This is a genomic window from Leifsonia sp. 10N434, assembly GCF_056394405.1.
The window spans coordinates 216,944-237,580 of record NZ_JBFTHV010000003.1 but is presented as its reverse complement, the minus strand read 5'-3'; the positions used below and the strand labels follow the sequence as shown (position 1 = coordinate 237,580).

General features: G+C 68.5%; 18 protein-coding genes and 1 tRNA gene. 10 read left to right on the top strand and 9 right to left on the bottom strand.

Annotated elements, in window-relative coordinates; all coding sequences use genetic code 11:
• Positions 1–49: 49 nt before the first annotated feature.
• The 4 genes from AC1DB1_RS10410 (at position 50) to AC1DB1_RS10395 (ending at position 4,208) form a co-directional block, all read left to right on the top strand.
• Entirely contained in the window at positions 50–1,042 is a 993-nt protein-coding gene (locus tag AC1DB1_RS10410) for a carbohydrate ABC transporter permease (RefSeq protein WP_271177722.1), read from the top strand.
• The gene (locus AC1DB1_RS10405) at positions 1,035–1,874 is read left to right on the top strand and encodes a carbohydrate ABC transporter permease (RefSeq protein WP_271177723.1); all 840 of its coding nucleotides are present in this window, start codon (positions 1,035–1,037) and stop codon (positions 1,872–1,874) included. Before AC1DB1_RS10410 ends, AC1DB1_RS10405 begins: the two co-directional genes overlap by 8 nt.
• Before the next feature lie 56 nt (positions 1,875–1,930).
• Entirely contained in the window at positions 1,931–3,862 is a 1,932-nt protein-coding gene (locus tag AC1DB1_RS10400) for a glycoside hydrolase 5 family protein (protein ID WP_477200718.1), read from the top strand.
• Positions 3,863–4,134: 272 nt separating this feature from the next.
• Positions 4,135–4,208: transfer RNA gene (locus AC1DB1_RS10395), tRNA-Pro, on the top strand.
• A gap of 177 nt (positions 4,209–4,385) precedes the next feature.
• Here AC1DB1_RS10395 and AC1DB1_RS10390 read toward each other — a convergent pair.
• A complete protein-coding gene (locus AC1DB1_RS10390) occupies positions 4,386–5,591 on the bottom strand; it encodes a YncE family protein (protein WP_477200717.1) in 1,206 nt (401 codons plus the stop codon).
• A 171-nt stretch (positions 5,592–5,762) separates the two neighbouring features.
• Between AC1DB1_RS10390 and AC1DB1_RS10385 the strand changes: the two genes are divergently transcribed.
• Positions 5,763–6,623: a TylF/MycF/NovP-related O-methyltransferase gene (locus tag AC1DB1_RS10385; RefSeq protein WP_477200716.1), complete on the top strand. Its 861-nt coding sequence runs from the start codon at positions 5,763–5,765 to the stop codon at positions 6,621–6,623.
• Between the two features lie 62 nt (positions 6,624–6,685).
• On the opposite strand, the gene AC1DB1_RS10380 is transcribed toward AC1DB1_RS10385, so the two are convergent.
• Entirely contained in the window at positions 6,686–7,597 is a 912-nt protein-coding gene (locus AC1DB1_RS10380; protein ID WP_477200715.1) for an alpha/beta fold hydrolase, read from the bottom strand.
• 181 nt (positions 7,598–7,778) lie between these two features.
• On the opposite strand from AC1DB1_RS10380, the gene AC1DB1_RS10375 reads away from it, so the two are divergent.
• A complete protein-coding gene (locus AC1DB1_RS10375) occupies positions 7,779–10,619 on the top strand; it encodes a helix-turn-helix transcriptional regulator (protein ID WP_477200714.1) in 2,841 nt (946 codons plus the stop codon).
• Between the two features lie 37 nt (positions 10,620–10,656).
• Here AC1DB1_RS10375 and AC1DB1_RS10370 read toward each other — a convergent pair whose 3' ends face one another.
• Positions 10,657–11,070 carry a GNAT family N-acetyltransferase gene (locus AC1DB1_RS10370; RefSeq protein WP_477200713.1) on the bottom strand — a complete coding sequence of 138 codons (414 nt, stop codon included), beginning with the start codon at positions 11,068–11,070 and terminating at the stop codon, positions 10,657–10,659.
• Between the two features lie 64 nt (positions 11,071–11,134).
• The gene (locus AC1DB1_RS10365; RefSeq protein WP_477200712.1) at positions 11,135–11,722 is read right to left on the bottom strand and encodes a DUF1440 domain-containing protein; all 588 of its coding nucleotides are present in this window, start codon (positions 11,720–11,722) and stop codon (positions 11,135–11,137) included.
• A gap of 159 nt (positions 11,723–11,881) precedes the next feature.
• On the opposite strand from AC1DB1_RS10365, the gene AC1DB1_RS10360 reads away from it, so the two are divergent.
• A complete protein-coding gene (locus AC1DB1_RS10360) occupies positions 11,882–12,421 on the top strand; it encodes a PadR family transcriptional regulator (protein WP_477200711.1) in 540 nt (179 codons plus the stop codon).
• A gap of 5 nt (positions 12,422–12,426) precedes the next feature.
• Positions 12,427–14,136, top strand: a complete 1,710-nt coding sequence (locus tag AC1DB1_RS10355) for an ABC1 kinase family protein (RefSeq protein ID WP_477200710.1) — start codon at positions 12,427–12,429, stop codon at positions 14,134–14,136.
• Between the two features lie 44 nt (positions 14,137–14,180).
• Here AC1DB1_RS10355 and AC1DB1_RS10350 read toward each other — a convergent pair whose 3' ends face one another.
• Genes AC1DB1_RS10350 through AC1DB1_RS10335 form a run of 4 tightly spaced genes read right to left on the bottom strand, consistent with a single transcriptional unit; the run spans position 14,181 to position 16,883 of the window.
• Positions 14,181–15,158, bottom strand: a complete 978-nt coding sequence (locus AC1DB1_RS10350) for a zinc-binding dehydrogenase (RefSeq protein WP_477200848.1) — start codon at positions 15,156–15,158, stop codon at positions 14,181–14,183.
• A gap of 19 nt (positions 15,159–15,177) precedes the next feature.
• Positions 15,178–15,600 (bottom strand): organic hydroperoxide resistance protein, encoded by a 423-nt coding sequence (locus tag AC1DB1_RS10345; RefSeq protein WP_477200709.1) that lies wholly within the window; start codon positions 15,598–15,600, stop codon positions 15,178–15,180.
• A 31-nt stretch (positions 15,601–15,631) separates the two neighbouring features.
• A complete protein-coding gene (locus tag AC1DB1_RS10340; protein WP_477200708.1) occupies positions 15,632–16,096 on the bottom strand; it encodes a MarR family winged helix-turn-helix transcriptional regulator in 465 nt (154 codons plus the stop codon).
• A gap of 46 nt (positions 16,097–16,142) precedes the next feature.
• Positions 16,143–16,883 carry an SDR family NAD(P)-dependent oxidoreductase gene (locus tag AC1DB1_RS10335; protein WP_477200707.1) on the bottom strand — a complete coding sequence of 247 codons (741 nt, stop codon included), beginning with the start codon at positions 16,881–16,883 and terminating at the stop codon, positions 16,143–16,145.
• A 98-nt stretch (positions 16,884–16,981) separates the two neighbouring features.
• On the opposite strand from AC1DB1_RS10335, the gene AC1DB1_RS10330 reads away from it, so the two are divergent.
• Entirely contained in the window at positions 16,982–17,833 is an 852-nt protein-coding gene (locus AC1DB1_RS10330; RefSeq protein ID WP_477200706.1) for an alpha/beta hydrolase fold domain-containing protein, read from the top strand.
• 23 nt (positions 17,834–17,856) lie between these two features.
• Positions 17,857–20,277: an HAD-IC family P-type ATPase gene (locus AC1DB1_RS10325; RefSeq protein ID WP_477200705.1), complete on the top strand. Its 2,421-nt coding sequence runs from the start codon at positions 17,857–17,859 to the stop codon at positions 20,275–20,277.
• Here AC1DB1_RS10325 and AC1DB1_RS10320 read toward each other — a convergent pair.
• Positions 20,210–20,623 carry a hypothetical protein gene (locus AC1DB1_RS10320; protein ID WP_271177737.1) on the bottom strand — a complete coding sequence of 138 codons (414 nt, stop codon included), beginning with the start codon at positions 20,621–20,623 and terminating at the stop codon, positions 20,210–20,212. The two genes, AC1DB1_RS10325 and AC1DB1_RS10320, sit on opposite strands and share 68 nt — an antisense overlap.
• Positions 20,624–20,637 lie beyond the last annotated feature (14 nt).

Sequence of the window (20,637 nt, the reverse complement as noted above, 5' to 3'; positions counted from 1 at the left end):
CGTGAGCCGCCCCGGCAGCACCAGACAATCCCCGAGGTTTAGGATCCACATGTCGACGACGACATCAGCCGGAGGCTCCCTCAGCGCTCCCATCGCCACCGAACGTGCGGTGGCAACGCCCCCGCCCAAACAGCGCAAGCGCAAGAAGGGGTGGTGGATTCCGCTGGTGCTCCTGGCGCCGGCCATCATCTTCGAGATCTTCATCCACGTCATCCCGATGCTGACGGGCATCTGGATCAGCTTCCTCCAGCTGACGAAGTTCTTCATCGCCAACTGGAGCGAGGCCCCGTTCGTCGGGTTCAAGAACTACGCCGTCGCCCTCGACTTCAACAGCTCCATCGGCGCAGGTCTCCTGCAGTCGTTCACCGTGACCGTCGGCTTCACGATCCTGGTCGTCGGCATCTCGTGGGGGCTCGGGATGGCCGCCGGCGTCGCGCTGCAGCGCAAGTTCGCCGGCCGCGGCTTCTTCCGCACGCTGTTCCTCGTGCCCTACGCGCTGCCGATGTACGCCGGCATCATCGCGTGGAAGTTCATGCTCCAGAAGGACACGGGAGCGGTCAACCACTTCCTGTTCGACAACCTGAACCTTCCCGGTGACAAGCCGTTCTGGCTGATCGGCGGCAACGCATTCTGGTCGATCGTCATCGTCGCCATCTGGCGGCTCTGGCCCTTCGCGTTCCTGATGCTCATGGCCGGACTACAGAGCATCCCGGAGGAGGTGTACGAGGCCTCGGCCGTCGACGGCGCGAAGCCGTTCCGCACCTGGCGCGCGATCACCCTGCCGATGCTGCGCCCGGTCAACACGGTGCTGCTGCTGGTGATGTTCTTATGGACGTTCAACGACTTCAACACACCATTCGTGTTGTTCGGCAACGCTCAACCGGCGGCCGGCGACCTCATCTCGTTCCACATCTACAACGCCTCCTTCCTCACCTGGAACTTCGGCTCCGGCGCCGCCATGAGCGTGCTGCTGCTGATCTTCCTGCTCATCGTCACCGGCATCTACCTGCTGGTCATCAACCGGAGGTCGCGTCGTGCGTGAAACTGCCTCGTCCAAGACCTTCCGCTGGGTCGTCCTGTTCGTACTGACGATCTTCACGGCCGTTCCGGTCTACGTGATGATCACGTCGTCGGTGAAATCGCTTCCGGATGTTCAGGGAGCCTTCACCTGGTGGCCGGAGCACATCACGTTCCAGCCGTACATCGACATGTGGTCGACCGTTCCGCTCGCGTCGTACTTCGTGAACTCGCTGATCGTCGCCGGATCCGCCACGATCGTGTCGCTGATCATCGCGATCTTCGCGGCCTACGCGATCTCGCGCTACCGGTTCAAGGGGCGCACCGTCTTCAGCACCACGGTGCTCTCGACGCAGATGTTCCCCGGTGTGCTGTTCCTGCTGCCGCTGTTCCTGATCTTCGTGAACATCAACCAGGCCGTCGGCATCCAGCTCGTCGGCACGCGGTTCGGGCTGGTGATCACGTACCTGACCTTCGCGCTGCCGTTCTCGATCTGGATGCTCGCCGGCTACTTCGACGGCATCCCGCGCGATCTCGACGAGGCGGCGATGGTCGACGGGAGCGGTCCGATGGGCGCGCTCTGGCACGTCGTCCTCCCCGCCGCGAAGCCCGGGCTGATCGCCGTCGCCATCTACTCCTTCATGACCAGTTGGGGTGAGGTGCTGTTCGCCTCGGTGATGACGACGGATGAGAACAGGACGTTGGCCGTCGGATTGCAGCTCTATTCGACCCAGACGAACGTCTACTGGAACCAGATCATGGCGGCCTCGCTCGTGGTGAGCATCCCGGTGGTCGTGGCGTTCCTGCTGCTGCAGCGCTCGTTCGTGGCCGGCCTGACGGCGGGCGCCGTGAAGTAGCTCCTGCCGCCGGCCGTCGCCTCCCTGTTTTACCGATCGTTCTCTGGAAAGGCATCATGGAACGCCCTTCACCCCTGCTCTCCGTCGAGGGAGCCCCGGCCATCTGGCTGGGGGCCAACTTCTGGTCGCGCACCGGCGGCCCGCTCATGTGGACCCGCTACGACCCGGCGGTCGTGCGGGAAGAACTGCGGGTCCTCGCCGAGCACGGCCTCAACATGACCCGCTCGTTCTTCTACTGGCCCGACTTCCACCCCACCCCCGACACGCTCGACGAGCAGTGCATCGAGAACTTCCACGACTTCCTCGACGCCCACAGCGAGGTCGGGATGACCACCGTGCCGACCTTCCTCGTGGGTCACATGTCGGGGGAGAACTGGGACCCGGCGTGGCGTGACGGCCGCGACCTGTACAGCGACGTCTGGTTCGTCGGGCGACAGGCCTGGTACGTGCGCGAGCTGACCGCGCGGTTCGCCGCGCATCCGGCTGTCGCGGGCTGGCTGCTCACCAACGAGGTGCCGATCTACGGGGGTGAGGCGCCGCGCCCGATCGTCAACGCGTGGGCGTCGCTTCTCGTCAACGCCGTGCGCGCGGGCGGCGGAACGCAGCCGGTCGCCGTCGGCGACGGCGCCTGGGGCATCGAGACGACGGGGCATGACAACGGCTTCTCGTCCGTCGACATCGCCGCCTTTACGGACTTCGTCGGGCCGCACGTGTACCGCATGGAGTCGGACCAGACCCGTCAGCACCTCAAGGCCGCGTACATCGCCGAACTGTGCCAGGTCGCCGGCCTGCCGGTGATCATGGAGGAGTTCGGGCTGACGAGCGACTTCGTGTCGCCATCCGGGGCTGCGTCGTACTACCGGCAGCTGCTCTACAACACGCTGCTCGCCGGCGCGACCGGCTGGATCGCCTGGAACAATACGGACTACGACGACCTCGTCGGCCAGCGCCCGTACTCGCATCACCCGTTCGAGCTGCACTTCGGGATCACGGACTCCTCCGGCGCACCGAAGCCGCCGCTGCTCGAGCTCGCCCGGTTCGCCGGTGACCTCGCGGCGATCGACGTCGCCTCGGTCACGCGCTCGTCGGTCGACGCCGCGCTGGTCGTGCCGTCGCACCTCGCCGCGGACTACCCGTTCACGCAGGAGGCGGAGCGCGCGCTGATCGTCGCCGCCGGGGAGCAGGCGTACGTCGCCGCCCACGAGGCACACGTGCCCGTCGCCGTGGTGCGCGAGGAGGAGGACGGGGGAGTCCCGTCCGGGTACGGGCTGTACGTCCTGCCGTCGGTCAAGCAGTTGTGCGGTCCGACGTGGCTGCAGCTTCGAGACCTTGCCTCGGCTGGAGCGACCGTCTATGCGTCGTACTGCGCCGGTGACATCGGCGTGCAGCGCGGGCCCTGGTGGGCGTACACCGAGGAGCTGTTCGGTGTGCAGCGCGAGTCGGCATACGGGCTCGTCGAGCCGGTGCTGGACGACGTGGTCACCGTGCGGTTCCTGGCGTCGTTCGGGTCGATCGCCGAAGGGACCTCGCTCTCTTTCGCCGTCGCGGGCAACGAGCATTCGCGCTCGTTCCTCCCGGTGTCGGCGACGACGGGGACCGTCATCGCGGTCGACCAGCACGAGAACCCGGTGATCGTGTCGCAGTCGCACGGGTCGGGGCGGGCCGTGCTGTCGACCTACCCGTTCGAGTACTTCGCCTCGGCGCTGCCGCGCGTGAACCCGGAGGAGACGTGGCGGCTGTACGACGCGCTGGCGGTCGTCGCCGACCTCGAACGGGATGTCGTGCTGGACGACCCGCTCGTGTTCGTGGACTCGCTGGTGCATGTGGACGGGCGGCGGTTCGTGTTCTTCGTGTCGCAGCATCCGGCGTCGGTGACGGTGTCGCCGGTCGTGTCGGGTGGTGCGCTGCAGACGCTGGCGGGGGATGCGGTGTCGTCGGTGACGCTGGAGGGGTACGGGGTCGAGGTGCGGGAGTTGGTTTGGGAGTAGCGGGTGGGCAGTGCTGGTCGGGCTGGCGTGGTGCCGGTCGGGCTGGCGCTGGCGTAACTCCGGAAGTCTCATGCGACACGCGGGCGCTGCGCGTCTAACTCCGGAACTTGCGCTTCACCCCGGCTCGAACTTCCGGAGTTATGCGAGGTCCCGCTCCCGCCGCACGCGCTCGGGCCGCTCACGCTCGGGCCGCTCGCGCTCGTGGCACGACCTCCCTCGCGGACACGCTAGTATGGTCAAGTTGCTTTGGGGCTCCACCCTCGAAGCAGCATCGGGCTGTGGCGCAGCTTGGTAGCGCACTTGACTGGGGGTCAAGGGGTCGCAGGTTCAAATCCTGTCAGCCCGACGTAACGACAAAAAGAAGAGGGTGACCGCTCGCATGGCGAGCGGTCACCCTCTTCTTTTTGTCGTCACTCGCTGCTGACTATCGGGGTCCCCGCCGCGAGGGACCCCGGGCGCCGCCCCGAGCGCAGCGAGGCGCGGTGGCTGGGGGAGCGCGCGGGGCGCAGCCCGACGCAAACGATCAGTGACGAACTACCACGCTGATTGTGGACGCGGAACCAGGCACGTACGTCCTGTGGCGCACTGGGTCATTCGTGATCCACGCGTTTCCGGCCAAGTGAACGGCGTTGCTCACCGTCGCAGGCACGAACGCCAGCGAGGCCATCGTCGCGGTGCTGTAGACGCCGATTCCCTTCACGTCGTTGCGCGTCTCGTAGACGTACAAAGAGCGGGCCGGAGCATCGAGAGCCAGACCCGCGCCGGCAACGGGTTGGATCGTATGCGTAATCGTGTTCTTAGCCCCATTGACGACGTAGATGGTTCCGCACCAGCTCACATAGACCGTATTCGTCGACGGCGAGGCGACCGTGGCGGTCGGCCCCGTACCGGGCAGGACGTCGCATCCGGGAAGCCCTGGCAACGGCAACGTGGTCACCACTCGAAGAGTTCGGTCGATCCCGAAGAGGGTTCCTGCAACGCTCACGTACCCACGGCCGGTGGCCTTGTCGAAAGCGATGGTGGGCACGGCGTCGATGGGCGCATCGTTCGAAACGATCGGAAGAGCGGCCCTGGTGCGCGCGCCGGTCGTGAGATCCAGCCGGTCGACTGCGTTGTAGAAGTTCGGTTCGTACCCTTCGACCCCCCACAGCACGTTCCTGGTCACGTCGAGCGCGAATCCGGTCCACATCGTGTGCGGGTCATGCCAGAGTTCCGGCCCCGGTCCGGACTCTGGCGCCCGCGCCGCGACGGTGTACCGCTTCACGACAGTGTTCGTCCTCATGTTCACGGCCACGACGTAGGAACCGTTGAGGTGTGAGTAGTTGGGGCTCATGATGGTCAAGGCGTCGGTGACCAACGCGAGCAGGATGTGCGTTCTCGGGTTGATCGTGAGCGCGATCACCTTCGACGGAATGTGCGGCGCGGGTCGCTCACCGTCGGGTGGCAGATTCGTGGCCGCGTCATAACTCTCGCCGACGCGGATGTATTTGCGGAGCTTTCCCGTTGGGCTGAGGGCCGCGATCTTGGCGCCGGCCGCTCCGTCCTGCTGACCCACGTAGATGTTGCCGGTCCCTGAGTCCACCGCGATCGCTTGCGGGTTCGCTTGCGCGTTCGACAAAGTGATCACGCCGACCGTGTAGCGGGTAGCAGCATTCGCCGGAACGGTCGTCGCGATGATGAACGCGGCCGTCACGAGGACGGTGATGGGAAGTGCAAATCGCTTCTTCACGGACTGACTCCCGTCAGGTTGTGCCGATATGCACGAACTGTCCTCCAAATAGTGAGGATCTGTCAAGTAACTCTCGCCGACGCAGCACAGAATTCACCGGCCGACTGACCGTGTCGATCGACGCAGCCGGCCCGGCGCATCCGGTGGTGGGGTAGCTTGTGGACTGTGTCGATGCGGAAGCGTGTCAATGGTGTCCTGTCCCGGCTGACCGGGTACGAACTGCGGCGCGCGCGGCCCCGTGCCGACGGCCCGACGCCGGCGGGAACACCGACGGCGCCCACGCCGTCGGCCCGCACGCCCTCGTCGCGCACACCGACGGCCGGCGCGTCCGCACCCGAGGCTCCACCGGCCGTGAAGATCCCCACGGACATCGACGAGGAGGCCGCCGCGATCATCCGGGCGGTGCAGCCGTACACGATGACGAACATCGAGAAGCTGTACGCCGTCATCATGGCCGCGCGCTACGTCACCCGGTACGACATCCCCGGCGCGGTGGTCGAGTGCGGCGTGTGGCGCGGCGGGAGCGTGCATGCGATGGCCCGGGCGCTCGATGCCGTCGGCTCGCACGATCGCGACGTGTACCTGTTCGACACGTTCGAAGGGATGACCGAGCCCGGTCCGCGGGACAAGCGCGGCGACGGCCGGCCGGCCGCCGAACTGCTGGCGTCCTACGACAAGACGTCCCGGGTGTGGGCGTACGCCTCCCTCGAGGATGTGCGGGAGGGCTTCCATGAGGTCCCCTACCCAGCGGAGAAGCTCCATTTCATCAAAGGGCCGGTCGAGGAGACCGTCCCGGACCAGGCGCCCGAGCGAATCGCCGTACTGCGGCTGGACACGGACTGGTACGAATCGACAGCGCACGAGCTGAAACACCTGTACGAACGGCTGTCGCCGGGTGGAGTTCTGCTACTCGACGACTACGGATGGTGGCAGGGGTCCCGCGAGGCCGTCGACGAGTTCATCGCACGCACCGGCGCCCGCCTCTACCTCGCCCGCACCGGCAGCGGGCGCGTCGCGATCAAACCCGAGTGATACGAGACGACCGGGGCCACACGCCCCGGTCGTCTCGTCGATCGCTGTCGGCAGACGAACCGTCATCGGCCGGTCCGGCTCCCGTTGTCACCCCCGAGGAAGTCGACGAGCAGTTCGTTGACGCGCCCGGCCTCGTCGTGGTGCACCCAGTGCGACGCGTTGGGCAAGCGCTCGACCGAGACCAGGTTGGGCACGTCTTCCGCGTGCGGTTCGGCGAGGTCGGCGCCGAGGTACCGGTCCTCCTGTCCCCAGATGACGAGGGTGGGTGCGGTGATGGTCAGAACCTTCTGCTTCGACCCGAGGCGGACCGCCGCGCGGTAGTAGTCGATCATGCCTGTGGCCGCTCCCGGCTGCGACCAGGCCGCACGGTATTGATCCAGCTCCTGCTGCGTGTACGCCGGTTGCGCGTCGCGGAGGAAGCCCGTGAAGAACTTCCAGTTGTCGCGGGCGGCGCGACGCTCCGGTGAACCCGTGAGCTGGAAGTAGAAGAAGTACCAGCTCCTCAGCAGCTGCCGCGGGTTCTTCAGCCCCTCGTTCAGCTTTCGCGGGTGCGCCGCGTTCAGGATGACGAGACGGTCCACGACCTCCGGGTTGTTCATCGCCAGTGTCCAGGCGATCGATCCGCCCCAGTCGTGTCCGACCACCGTCGCCGTCTCGCTCCCGAGCGCCCGGATGAGGCCCCGGATGTCCGCGGCGGGCTTGTCGGCCGTGTAGTCGGTGAACGCCCCGGGCTTCGACGACAGGTTGTAGCCGCGCAGGTCCGGTGCGACCACGTGGTAGCCCGCGTTCACGAGCGGCGCGATCTGCTCCCGCCAGGTGTACCAGAAGGCCGGGAAACCGTGCAGGAGGACGACGAGGGGTCCCTCGCCGGCTTCGACGTAGTGCAGTGTCACCTCGCCGACGTCCGCGTAGCCCTCGGTGAGTGCGGTGCGCACGTCGACCGCTGCGCTGGTGAGTGTGCTTGTGGTGTTCATGATCAATCCCCTTTCAAGAGATCTCGTTGCTGATGTCATCGATGCTGTTCCTGTCGCTTTCCCTTCGCGCCCGGGAGATGCCCGGGTCCGCACCCCGGCGCCCGCGCCCGCGGGTCCGCGCCGAGCGCCTCTTGCCAGGGATCACCGCGATCCCTAATGTCGGAACTGGCGGTGGGTTGCCATGACGAGTCAAAAAGAGAGCCGCGCACTGCACGGCAGGCGCGGCGAGTGCGAGCAGCTGGATGCGGTGCTGGCGAACGCGCTATCAGGCCGCAGCCAGGTGCTGGTGCTGCGAGGCGAGGCGGGCGTCGGCAAGACGGCGCTGCTCGATTACGTCGTGCAGCGCGCGGACGGCTTCGTGATCGCCCGGGCGACGGGTGTCGAGTCGGAGGTCGAACTCGCGTACTCCGTTCTCCAGCAGCTGTGCGCTCCGTTCCTCGACCGCGTCACCCATCTCCCCGAGCCTCAGCGCCAGGCGCTGGGTGTCGCGTTCGGCTCGCAGAGCGGCGAGCCGCCGGATCGGTTTCTCGTCGGTCTTGCCGTGCTCGGCCTCTTCGCGGAGGTGGCCGAAACCGCACCGCTGCTCTGCGTTCTCGACGACGCCCAGTGGATCGATACCGCGTCGGCTCTGACGTTGACGTTCGTGGCCCGCCGCCTCGTCGCGGAGCGGGTCGGGATGGTCTTCGCGGTGCGGGATGCGACGGATGCCGGCGAGAGAAGCGATGGGAGCGATGCGTTGGCGGCCCTCCCCACCCTCGTCGTTCGCGGTCTCGCCGACGCCGATGCCGCGGCCCTGCTCGATTCGGTGATCGTGGGGCCGTTGGATGAGCGGGTGCGCAGCCGAATCATCGCCGAGGCGCGCGGCAACCCGCTCGCGCTCCTCGAACTGCCGCGCGACCTGGACGCGGCGGAGCTGGCCTTCGGCAACGGTGCGGCCGACCGGTCGGCGCTCACCGGCCGGATCGAACAGGGCTTCATCCGGCGACTGGAGCAACTTCCCGAGCCGACCCGGCAGCTGATGCTGATCGCGGCCGCCGACCCGTCCGGGGATGTCACCTTGCTGTGGAGGGCCGCCGCCCGGCTCGGTATTCCGGCCGATGCGGCGACACCGGCACAGGAGGCCGGCCTGCTGGATCTCGGCGCTCAGGTCCGGTTCCGGCATCCCCTGATGCGGTCCGCGGTCTACCGCGCCGCCTCCGAACGGGATCGTCGCAGCGCGCACGAGGTGCTCGCGGAGGCCATCATCGGCGACAGCGACTCGGACTACCTCGCTTGGCATCGGGCCGTCGCGGCCGGCGGTCTGGACGAGGGCGTCGCCGCCGAACTCGAGGCCTCGGCCGTCCGTGCGCGGGCGCGCGGTGGCTGGGCGGCGGCCGCCGCATTTCTGACCCGCTCCATGGAACTGACTCCTGAGCCCGCAGAGCGCGCCCGGCGGGCTCTCGCCGCCGCGGACGCCCGGCTGCAGGCCGGTGCGACCGACGCGGCGCACACCATGCTCGCAATCGCCTCGGCCGGGCCCCTCGGCGAACTCGACGACGCTCGGGCGCAACTGCTCGGAGCGGAGATCTCGTTCGCGTCCACGCGAGGACGGGAGGCCCCATCGCTGCTGCTTCGCGCCGCGAAGCGGTTCGAGGCGCTGGACGCCACGGTGGCGCGTGAGACGTATCTCGACGCGTTCACCGCGGCGCTCTTCGCGGGACGCCTCGCGGGTGGCGGTGGTGCGCTCGACGACGTGGCGGACTCCATCATCGACGCGCGCTGGGGCGACGCGGGAAGGAGGATTCCGACGGCCTGTGAGCTGTTGCTGAACGGCCTCGCCGTGCTCGTCAGGAGCGGCTACGCCGCAGGCGTCCCGATGCTTCGCCGCGCCCTCGATGCGCTGAGGAGAGAGGGGATCGGCGACGCGGACGCCCTGCGCTGGCTCTGGCCGGCCTCACGTGCAGCCCGTGCGATCGGCGATGACCTCGGTTGGCTCGGCCTCACGGAGCAACTCGTCGCCGTCGCGCGGCGGACCGGCGCTCTCGCCATGCTGCCCATCGCCCTCACCGAGCGTTTCACCGTCGAGCTCTTCACGGGGGATCTCGCGGCCGCGCTCGCGCTCGCCGTCGAGGCGGACGCGGTGACCGGGGCCACCGGCAACGCCCTGTCTCCGCACATCGCGTTCCTGCGCGCAGCGTGGAGCGGCAGCGAGACCGAGGCGCGTGCGCTGATCGACGTCAGCCGCAGCGACGTCTCCGCGCGCGGTGAGGGTCTCTGGCTCATGGGAACGGAGCTGACGAGTGCCGTCTTCCTGAACAGTTTCGGACGGTACGACGAGGCGCTGGCGACGGCCGAGCACGCCGCCGAGCATCCGTTCGAGCTGGGGCTCTCGACCTGGGTCTACCCGGAACTGGTCGAAGCCGCGGTGCGCAGCGACCAGGCGGAGCGCGGGGCGGCCGCGTTCGGCCGGCTGGAGGAGATCGCCCGCGCGAGCGGCACCGACTGGTCGCTCGGTGTTCTGGCGCGCTGCCGTGCCCTGCTCGGCGGCGACGACGTCGCCGAGGCGTCGTACCAGGAGTCGGCCGAACTCCTGAGCCGAACGCGCATCCGGATGGCGCTGGCGCGCACGAACCTGCTGTACGGCGAGTGGCTGCGCCGCAGCGGCCGGCGCATGGATGCGCGGGTGCAGCTGCGTCGGGCCCACGAGTTCTTCCGCGAGGCCGGGCTGGAAGGCTTCGCGGAACGAACGCGGCGCGAACTGGCAGCGACCGGTGAGACTGTGCGCGCCCGCTCGGTCGACACCGCGAACGAGCTGACTGCACAGGAGGCCCTCATCGCACGCCTCGCCGCGGAGGGCAGGAGCAATCCGGAGATCGGGGCGCAGCTCTTCATCAGCCCGCGAACCGTCGAGTGGCATCTCGGCAAGGTGTTCACCAAGCTCGGTGTCACATCGCGCAGGGGACTGCGCGCGACAGCCGTGGCGCCGGCCGGGCCGGGGCTGGGCTCGCCCGCGGCCGCACGCTACCAGGGCAGGATGCCGTAGCCGCGGTCTCCCTCGGCCAGGGCCGCCGGCTTCGCCATCACGCCGGTGGGGAGACCAGGGACTGGTACTCCGGGTGCTTCTCGACGAACGCCTTGACGACGGGGCATTCGATGACGATCGTGCGACCGCCGGACCGGATCTGGTCGAGCGCTCTGCGGACCAGCTCGGAGGCGACACCCTGACCTTGGAACTCCGGGTAGACGTAGGTGTGGATCAACGTCACGACGTCGTCCTGCACGCGGTAGGTGATCCCGCCGATGAGGGTGTCGCCGCTGACGGCTTCGAACGTCTTGTCGGCTTCATTGTCCACGATGAAGAAGTCGATTCCTGCGCTCGGGGCAGCGCCGGCCTTCACCTCGTCGACCAGCTCGGGCTGGGTCTCGCTCAGGAACCCTGCGCCGTCCGGGTAGCCGGCTTCGTCGGGGTACTCGTCTCGATTGTTCTCGGTCATTCGGAGGTTCCTCTTTCTGTTCGGGCGCGGCGGATCGGGCGGGCGGATCGAGTGGTGCGGGTCGTCAGCGGCGGCCGCCTCGGCGTGAGAGCAGCAGTGTGAAGGCGGCGGCCGTGCCCAGTCCGTAGACGAGGTGGGCGGCGAGATCCTTGCCGAGTGTCTTGGCGTCGTACTCGGTGATGGGCTTGTAGAGATGCATCGGAGGCAGGATGACATAGCTGAACGCCCACATCCCGGCCCCGAAGATCAGCCCGTAGCCGGTTCGCGGCTTGCGGAGCGATGCGGCGACCATCGCGTAGACCACGGCGCCCGAGAGGGAGTACCCCCAATGCATGACGTTGTTGGTGAGGCGAGCGCGCGCGTCGGGAAGCGTCCGCTCGAACAGTCCGTCGATGATCCGTCGCCCGACCTGGGCGGGAGCCGGGGCCTTGTCCCAGTCCGTGACGTCGGACGAGAACTCCCACTCGGCGAACGGTTCGTCACCGTGCTCCCGCCGGTACTGGGCGTACAGCCACAGGTCCATGGCGAGCGTGCCGACCACGCCGGCGGCGGCACCTCGCGCGACGGCGCCCACCGGGGTGACCTGGGGTCGTCGTGACTCCGTCGAGGTACGCGCACACGATTGCATCCCGTTGCGCGGTGCAGCACTCATGATTTCGCTCCTCACCACTGGGAGACCGCCCTGTCCCGAATGTCCTCCTGGTCGTGATCCCGTGTCAAGAGCGCTCGCCGCAGCCTGCTCGTGCCCCTATCGCCGAGCCGGTTAACGATATATCGTTGAGTATCGTTGACGTTCACTGAGGAGGACATCATGAGTGGTTCGTTCCCGGCCGGCGGCTTCGGCGCCGGCAACGCCGAGGGCATGTGGCAGGCGTTCGAGCAGTTGCGCTCGACGTTCGAGAAGCGCGTCGGAACGCGCATGGGCAAGGGCGACGTGCGTGCAGCCGTTCTCGCGCTGCTCGCCGAGAAGCCCATGCACGGCTACCAGATCATCCGCGAGATCGAGGAGCGCAGCGGCGGCAGCTGGAAGCCGAGCGCTGGGTCCGTCTATCCCACGCTGCAGTTGCTCTCCGATGAGGGCCTGATCAGCGCCGAGGAGTCGAACGGGCGCAAGACCTACGCGCTGACCGAGGAGGGCCGGGCTGAGGCCGAGACGGCCGGCGCGGCGCCGTGGGAGTCGGCGGGCGCGGGCGGTGACGCGGGGTTCGGCGCTCTGCCGAAGGCCGGTTTCGAGCTCGCACAGGCGGCGGCGCAGGTGCGTCGCACCGGTACCCCGGAGCAGGTCCAGCAGGCCGCGGTCGTGCTCGACGAGGCGCGCCGCCGGCTCTACTCGATCCTCGCTCAGGACTGACGCGAGTGCCGTCGGGTCGTCGGAGTCGGCAGGGACCGACCGATGCGGGCGCCACGCGCGCCCGCTACCGTCGCATCCTGCGTTTCGCCGGCTGGAACCTCGCCGTCACCTGGTGGTACGAGCTGTTCCTGCCGCGCATCGGACTCGCGAAGGTCGCTGAGCGCACCCGGTCGAAGCGGATGCGGCGCTTCGCCCAGCGCTTCCATGTGCTCGCGGTCGACCTCGGCGGGCTGATGATCAAGGTCGGGCAGTTCATGTCGTCCCGGCTCGACGTCCTTCCGCCCGAGATCACGGCCGAGCTCGAGGGTCTGCAAGACGAGGTGCCTCCCGTCCCCTTCCCTCAGATCCGCGCGCTCGCCGAGGCGGAACTGGGTGTGCCGCTCGAGCGGGCCTTTGCGTGGGTCGATGGGACCCCGGTCGCCGCGGCCTCCCTCGGGCAGGCCCACCGTGCGCGTCTCACGCCGACGGATGCCGCCGACAGCGGTCTCGACGGCGTCGTGATCAAGGTGCAGCGGCCGGGGATCGACGCGATCGTCGATGTCGATCTCGCGGCCCTGCGCAAGGTCGGCGGATGGCTCAGCCGCGTGCGCCTGGTGTCCGACCGCGTCGACGCGCCCGAACTCGTCGAGGAGTTCGCGCAGACGAGTCTCGAAGAGATCGATTACCTGCACGAGGCGGCGAACGCCGAGCGTTTCGCGGCGGACTTCGCGGACGACGAGCGTGTCGCCGTGCCCGCCATCGCCTGGGAGCGCACGACGTGGCGGGTGCTCACCCTCGAAGATGTCACGGCGATCAAGATCACCGACGCCGAGGCGCTGCGCGCGGCGGGCATCGACCCGGCAGACGTCGCCCCGGTGTTCGCAGCGGTGATGTTCGATCAGCTGTTCACCAACGGCTTCTTCCACGCCGATCCGCACCCGGGCAACATCTTCGTCACGCCGACGCCGGAGGTTCCGGGCGAGCGCCCCTGGAAGCTGACGTTCATCGACTTCGGGATGATGGGCGAGGTGCCGACCAGCACGCGCAGCGGACTGAGGAAGCTGCTGATCGCGGCCGCATCGCGGGACGGCAAGGGCCTGGTGGACGCGATGCAGGATGTCGGCGTGCTGCTGCCCTCGGCCGAGACCACCCAGCTCGAGAGGGCGATGACACAGCTCTTCGCCCGGTTCGGCGGGATGGGGTTTGCCGAGCTGCGCGAGGTCGACCCCCGCGAGTTCCGCCAGTTCGCGGTGCAGTTCGGCGATGTGATCCGTTCGCTGCCGTTCCAGCTGCCGGAGAACTTCCTGCTGATCATCCGGGCGATGTCGCTCACCTCGGGAGTGTGCAGCGCGCTGGATCCCGAGTTCAACCTGTGGGACTCGGTCGAGCCGTACGCGGCGCAGCTCCTACGCGACGAGGGCGGCAACGTCGTTCAGGACTTTGCGAAGCAGGCCGTCGAGATCGCGGGCATCGCGTTGCGACTGCCCAAGCGGCTGGATGCGCTCATCGACCGCTTCGAAGACGGCACGGTGGAGGTCGCGACGCCCCGGCTCGAGCAGCGGGTGGCCCGGCTCGAGCGCACGGCGCGGCGACTCGTCTCAGCGCTCGTGTTCGGCGCTCTGCTCATCGCCGGTGCCGTGGTGCGCGCAGACGATGCCGTGCTCGGCACTGTGCTCATGGTCGCGTCGGCACTCCCGCTGCTGTACACACTGTTCGCGGGCCGTCGCGGCCGCTGAGCGACCGCGACGACCCGCAGGGTCCGTCGATCAGGCGACGGCGATCAGGCTCGGAGCAACACCTTGCCCACGCGCCCCGGCTGGTCGCTCGCCGTCACGGCGGCGCTGATCTCGTCGAAGTCGTAGGTCGCCGCGACCGGGAGGGTCAGCGATCCATCGAGAACGCGGGTGATCAGTTCGCCGAACAGCTTCCCCTTGAGGTCGGCCGGCATCTCGCGGCTGACGACGCTGCCCCAGAAGCCCTTGATGGTGCCCTGCTTGAAGATGACGTCACCGGAGGAGATCTCGAGCGTCGGCGACGCCATCGCCCCGAAGACCACGAGCGTGCCGTTGACCGCGAGCGTGGACATGACGTCGCCGGCGGAGCGGCCGCCGACCGAGTCGATCCCGACGTGGATGTCGGCTCCGCCGGTGATCTCGGCGAGGCGGTCGCGCCAGTCGTCGGAGTCGGTGGCGATGACGCGATCGATGCCCTGCGCACGGAGTTCGTCGACACCCGCCGCGCGGCGTACGAGCCCCACGACGTTGATGCCGCGCGCGGCGCCTAGCTGGGCGACCATCCGGCCCACTGCGCCGTTGGCGGCGTTCTGGATCAGCCAGTCGCCCTCCTTCAGGTCGAGGGAGTGCAGCAGGCTCAATGCGCTGAACGGCATCGAAACGAGCTGGGCGGCGGCCTCATCCGGCAGGGCATCCGGAACCGGGATGAGCCCTGCAGCATCGGCCACGAAGTACTCGGCCCACACGCCGAAGGTGCCGCCGGTGGTGACACGCTGACCGACAGCGAGCTGATCCACGTCGGGGCCGAGGGCATCGACGACGCCGACCGCCTCCGTGCCCGCCTGGGCGGGGAGCTCGGGCTTGAAGCCGTAGGTGCCGCGCACCGTCCACAGGTCATGGTTGTGGATGGCGGAGAGCAGCGTGCGAACGCGGACCTGGCCGGGTCCGGGCTGGGGGAGCGGTCGCTGCTCGACGGTGAGGAGGGCGGCGGGGTCGCCGAACTCGTGGTGGACGAGGGCGCGCATGGTGTCGTCGGTCATGTGCTCAGTCCTCCGAGACGGTGATCGTGACGTCGATGTTGCCACGGGTCGCGTTGGAGTAGGGGCACACGAGGTGGGCGGCATCCGCGAGCGCCTGAGCCTGGGTGGGCTCGACGCCGGGAAGCACGACCTCCAGGAGCACCGAGAGCTGGTAGCCGCCCTCGCCGTTCGAGCCGATCTGCACGCGGCTGCCGACCGACGAGTCGGTCAGCTTCACCTTCTGGCCGCGGGCGACCGCCTGAAGGGCGGAGTGGAAGCAGGCCGCGTAACCGGCGGCGAAGAGCTGCTCGGGGTTGGTGCCGGCACCCGAACCGCCCATCTCCTTGGGGATGGCGAGGTCGAGCTGGAACGAGTCGTCGCTCGTGGCGACGCGGCCGTCGCGGCCGGCTCCCGTCGAGAGTGCTTCTGCGGTGTAGAGGGCGTTCATGTGTGCCTTTCGTGGTTCGGTGGTGCGAAGTTCAGTGCTGGGCGGCGGGCTGGGCCGCCGTCTGCTGCGCGCTCGCGGCGTGCATGGTCTCGGTGAGGCGGTGGAGGGTGTCGATGAGTTGCGCGGCGGCCTGCTCGTCGGGCAGGCCCGTGCCTGCGGCGATTCTGGCCGGGATGTGCGCCAGCTGAGGATGGAGCTCTCGGCCGCGCTCGCCGATCGTCACGGTGACGACACGCTCATCGGGGGAGCGCCGCTCGCGCTGGACGAGGCCGGCCTGCTCCATGCGGCGAAGCAGGGGGGAGAGCGTTCCCGAATCCAGCTGCAGGTGCTCGCCCAGCGAGCTCACGGTCTGATCGCCCTCGATCCACAGGGTCACCAGCACGAGGTACTGCGGGTAGGTGAGCCCCCACGGCTCGAGAAGCGATCGGTACGCCTGGGTCGTCGCGCGGGTGGCGGCGTAGAGGGAGAAGCACACCATCTCATCGGTCACGGACATGACTCAATGATTGCACGCAATTAGGTTGTGCACAATTCAAGGTTGGCTACCGCGATCGCGACAGGGGCACTCCGGTTGCGTCTTCGAGACGTGCCAGCAGGTCATCCTGGAACGAGCGGTCATTCACCGCAGGGTGCGCCTGCTGACGACGACGGTGGTACCAATAGCCGCCGCTCGTGAGGGCTTCCGCATCGTTGCTCACTGCGAGCCATTCCTGGGTCTCGTGGCCGAGGTCGAAGTCGTCGGGCGCGCCGGTGCCGCCCATCCTGGTCGGCACCCAGCCAGGATCGACGGAGTTGCTGAGGACATCCGGGATGATCCGGGCGACGGCGGCCATCAGCGTGGTGACGAACAGTTTGCTGTCGGAGTACGTGCGCGAAGCGTGCGCTCCCGCCCAATCGACTCCGTCCAGCGAGGCGTGTCCTCCCCTGTGCATCCCGCTGCTGAGGTAGACGTGGCGGCGCGGTCCGGCCAGCAGAGCGGTGACGAGATACGGCGCCACCACGTTCACGGGCATCAGAGCAGCGCCGGAGATCACGCCGGCGTTGTGGATCACCGCATCGATCGGCGCGAGACCGTTCAGGTCGGCGATCGCGCCGAGCACCGCTTCTCGATCGGAGAAGTCGGCGACGATGAGGCCGGCGCCCTGCTCGCCCAGCGGCCGGACGGCATCCACCCGCCTCTCATTACGGGCATGCACGACGACGTCGTGCCCCTGAGCGAGCAGCGCCTGCGCGGTGGCGAAGCCGAGTCCATCGGCCGATCCGGTGACCAGTATGCGAGACATGGTGTCTTCATTCTCGCGCGCAAAGCACGGGATCGACATCGCTGCTTCTTAAGAGATGGCGACGCGTAGCGATCGTCAGACCTGGCATGCTGGCTGTCGTGGCTGATCCCGACATCGACGGACTTCGACGCGAGGCCTCCGAACGGGCGTCCGGACGGCCCCGGTTGCCGTTCGCCGGCACCGTCGGCGACGAGACGATCGGCACGGTCCCGATTCGCCGCTACGTTCCGCGTGACGTCGCGCAGACCGACGCGCGTTCCGCAGTCGGCGTCGTGTTCCTCCACGGCGGCTACGGAGTGCTCGGCGACCTCGAACTTCAGGACGCCTACTGCCGCCGCATCGCGGGCATCCTGCGAGTCACGGTGCTCTCGGTCGGCTACCGGCTCGCACCGGAGTTCAGTTTGGCGGCATCCGGCGATGACGCGCTCGCCGTGGTCGGCGCCCTGCGGGACTCGGGCACAGGAGGCATCGTGCTCTGGGGAGATTCCGCCGGGGGCGCCCTCGCACTCGCCGCCGCGCGGCGTGCGGGCGCGACAGCGCTCGTGCTGACCAACCCGAACGTCGACCTCACACTGCGCGGGTTCGACGACACGGCCACCGGAGGGCCGGGCCGGGAATTGTCCGAATGGGCCTTCGCGCGCTGGGCCGGTGGCGGCCGGCTCCACGACGCCCCTGACTTCGCCGCCGACGTGCGCGGGCTGCCGCCCGTCTTCGTCGCGGTCGGCTCGACCGACTCGTTGCTGCCCGACGCGCGCCGGCTGGTGCAGCGCTGCCGGGATATGGGTGGGCGCTCCGAACTGCACGTCGTGCCGGGCGCGGTGCACGGCTTCATGGGCGGCCCCGACGTCGCGATCGTCGAGGACACCATCCGGAAGGCGGGCGCGTTCCTGTCGTCCGTCACCGATCCCCGCCGCGCCGCGCCGCTGCCGGGCGACGATCCCACGCCCTAGGGTTGGCGCAGGGGAGGAGCGCCATGGCGAGTGAGACCATCGTGGGCACGACGGACGCGGTGCGCGGACTGACCGCGGCCGACGTCGCCGAGCGTGTGGCCGACGGACGCACCAACGCGTTCCGGCAGGATGCGAGTCGCAGCGTCGGCAGCATCATCCGCGCCAACGTGCTCACGCTCTTCAACGGCATCATCGCCGCGTGCTTCCTCGTGCTGTTTCTTCTCGGCCGCTGGCAGGACGCGCTGTTCGGGTTGAGCGCGATCGCCAACACCGTCATCGGCTCGGTTCAAGAGTTCCGCGCCAAGGCCGCACTCGACCGGCTCGCGGTGCTGCACGCGCCGAACGCGCGGGTTCTGCGTGACGGCAGCGAGACATCGATCGCGGTCGCCGACGTGGTGATGGACGACCTGCTCGTTCTGCGCGCCGGCGACCAGGTCCCCGCCGACGCCCGGGTGCTCGTGGCTGGTCACCTCCAGCTCGACGAATCGCTCCTCACCGGTGAGGCGGACGCGATCGACAAGGCTCCTGGCGACGAGGTGCTCTCCGGCTCGGTCGTGGTCGCAGGCGAGGGGACGGCTCAGGTCGACCGTGTGGGCGCCGACTCGTTCGCCAACAAGCTGTCGGCGCAGGCCAAGAAGTTCTCGCTGGTCGCCAGCGAACTGCGCTCGTCGATCGACCGGGTGCTCCGGTGGGTCACCTGGGTGGTCGGCCCGATCGCTGTGCTCGTCTTCAATGCACAGGTGATCGCGTTGGGCGGCTGGGCCGACACGTTCAGTTCTGGGGCATGGCGCCAGGCCGCGGTCAACACCATCGCGGCGGTCGTCGCGATGATCCCGCTGGGGCTCGTGCTCATGACGAGCATCGCGTTCGCCGTCGGCGCGGTGAAGCTGGCGCGGCAGCAGGTACTGGTGCAGGAGCTGGCCGCCGTCGAGGGACTCGCCCGCGTCGACCTCATCTGTCTCGACAAGACGGGAACGCTGACCGAGGGCGATATCGAGTTCGATGCCGAGCATCTGCTCTCGGACCAGCAGCCGGCGGGATGGCGGTCGGTGCTCGCCTGGTACGGCGCCGAGCCGGATGCGAATGCCACCGCTCGCTGCCTCGTGACCGACTACGCGAATCCGGTCACGATGGCGCCCACGGGGCGCATCCCGTTCTCGTCCGCGCGGAAATGGAGTGCCGTCTCGTTCGGAGACGTGGCGACCGGTGCTGAGGCGCCCGGAAGCTGGGTGCTCGGCGGCCCGGAGATGGTGTTCCCCGACGACCGGCTCTCGGCGCGCTCGGCCGAGCTCGCCGCGTCGGGTCGGCGCACGCTGGTGCTCGCGCGCAGCGCCGAACCGCTCTCACACGACGAGGTGCTCCCCGCCGACCTGGAGCCGGTCGCGCTGCTCACGTTCCGCGAGCGCATCCGGTCGGATGCCGCGGAGACGCTGCGCTACTTCGCCGAGCAGGGGGTCGGTGTGCGGGTGATCTCGGGCGACAACCCGCAGACGGTCGCGGCGATCGCGCGGCAGGTCGGGCTGGATGCTCCGGATGGATTCGACGCGCGTTCCCTGCCGGACGATCCGGACGAGCTCGCTCGGGTGCTCGAGCAACACGTCGTGTTCGGGCGCGTGACGCCCGATCAGAAGAAGGCGATCGTGGTGGCGCTGAAGCGGGCCGGGCACACGGTCGCGATGACGGGGGACGGGGTCAACGACGCCCTCGCCATCAAGGAGGCCGACATGGGCATCGCGATGGAGTCCGGGGCCGCCGCGACGAAGGCCGTGGCGCGCATCGTGCTGCTCGATGGCCGCTTCTCGCATCTGCCGAGCGTGGTGGCCGAGGGCCGCCAGGTGATCGCGAACATCGAGCGCGTCTCGATGCTCTTCCTCACGAAGACCGCCTACGCGACCGCGCTGGCGGTGCTGTTCGGGGCGTTCCTGCTGGAGTTCCCGTTCCTGCCGCGCCAGCTGTCGATCATCGACGGACTGACGATCGGGCTGCCCAGCTTCTTCCTCGCCCTGATGCCGAACAAGCGGCGCTACATCCCGGGATTCCTCGCGCGGTCGCTCTCGTTCGCGGCACCTGCAGGCGCCGTGATCGCGCTGATGCTGCTCGCCTACTCGTGGTCTGCCACGCAGGCGGGCATTCCGGAAGCCGAGCTGCGCACCGGGTCGACGCTCATCCTGACCATCGTCGGCCTGTGGGTACTGATCGTGCTCTCTCGGCCGATCGACGGCTGGAAGATCCTCATCATCGGCTCGATGATGGTCGGGCTCATCCTCGTCTACTCCGTGCCGATCGCCCGCACGTTCCTGGTGCTGGTCGACCCGTCGATCGTGACGGCGGCGCTGGTGCTCTTCTACTCGGTAGTGACCATCGGTTTGATCGAGATCATCCGGTTCGTCCATCGTCGCTTCGTGCGAAGGAGCGAGCAACGCGCCCTGTCCACAAGACGATGATCACGGCGGCCGAGATCGCCAGGTCGATGAGGCGGAACGCCGTCACCTCGCCGTCGGCGATCAGCACGAGAACGCCGAGTGCGATCGAGATCGAGATCAGCACCGTCAGCAGCACCCGCGCGTCCCGTCTGGACCGCGTGAGGCCGGAGGCGAGTGCGACGACCAGGAGTCCGATGAGGATGGTGATCGAGCCCGCGATGGTGACGACCGTGCGATCGGTCGCCGTGAGACCGTCCGCGTAGCGAACGAAGATCAGGGCGATGCCCGCGAGGATCTGCACGATCCCGACGACGTAACTGGCGATCACGCTCAGCAGCAGCTCGACCGGAATGCGAGACCGTGGCATCGCCCCTCCTCTCG

Bases quoted from the DNA above. Each gene is read 5' to 3' on its own strand.
- AC1DB1_RS10410 (WP_271177722.1), top strand. From the start codon at position 50: ATGTCGACGACGACATCAGCCGGAGGCTCCCTCAGCGCTCCCATCGCC.
- AC1DB1_RS10400 (WP_477200718.1), top strand. From the start codon at position 1,931: ATGGAACGCCCTTCACCCCTGCTCTCCGTCGAGGGAGCCCCGGCCATC.
- AC1DB1_RS10385 (WP_477200716.1), top strand. From the start codon at position 5,763: ATGCGGAAGCGTGTCAATGGTGTCCTGTCCCGGCTGACCGGGTACGAA.
- AC1DB1_RS10380 (WP_477200715.1), bottom strand. From the start codon at position 7,597: ATGAACACCACAAGCACACTCACCAGCGCAGCGGTCGACGTGCGCACC.
- AC1DB1_RS10375 (WP_477200714.1), top strand. From the start codon at position 7,779: ATGACGAGTCAAAAAGAGAGCCGCGCACTGCACGGCAGGCGCGGCGAG.
- AC1DB1_RS10370 (WP_477200713.1), bottom strand. From the start codon at position 11,070: ATGACCGAGAACAATCGAGACGAGTACCCCGACGAAGCCGGCTACCCG.
- AC1DB1_RS10365 (WP_477200712.1), bottom strand. From the start codon at position 11,722: ATGAGTGCTGCACCGCGCAACGGGATGCAATCGTGTGCGCGTACCTCG.
- AC1DB1_RS10360 (WP_477200711.1), top strand. From the start codon at position 11,882: ATGAGTGGTTCGTTCCCGGCCGGCGGCTTCGGCGCCGGCAACGCCGAG.
- AC1DB1_RS10350 (WP_477200848.1), bottom strand. From the start codon at position 15,158: ATGCGCGCCCTCGTCCACCACGAGTTCGGCGACCCCGCCGCCCTCCTC.
- AC1DB1_RS10345 (WP_477200709.1), bottom strand. From the start codon at position 15,600: ATGAACGCCCTCTACACCGCAGAAGCACTCTCGACGGGAGCCGGCCGC.
- AC1DB1_RS10340 (WP_477200708.1), bottom strand. From the start codon at position 16,096: ATGTCCGTGACCGATGAGATGGTGTGCTTCTCCCTCTACGCCGCCACC.
- AC1DB1_RS10335 (WP_477200707.1), bottom strand. From the start codon at position 16,883: ATGTCTCGCATACTGGTCACCGGATCGGCCGATGGACTCGGCTTCGCC.
- AC1DB1_RS10325 (WP_477200705.1), top strand. From the start codon at position 17,857: ATGGCGAGTGAGACCATCGTGGGCACGACGGACGCGGTGCGCGGACTG.
- AC1DB1_RS10320 (WP_271177737.1), bottom strand. From the start codon at position 20,623: ATGCCACGGTCTCGCATTCCGGTCGAGCTGCTGCTGAGCGTGATCGCC.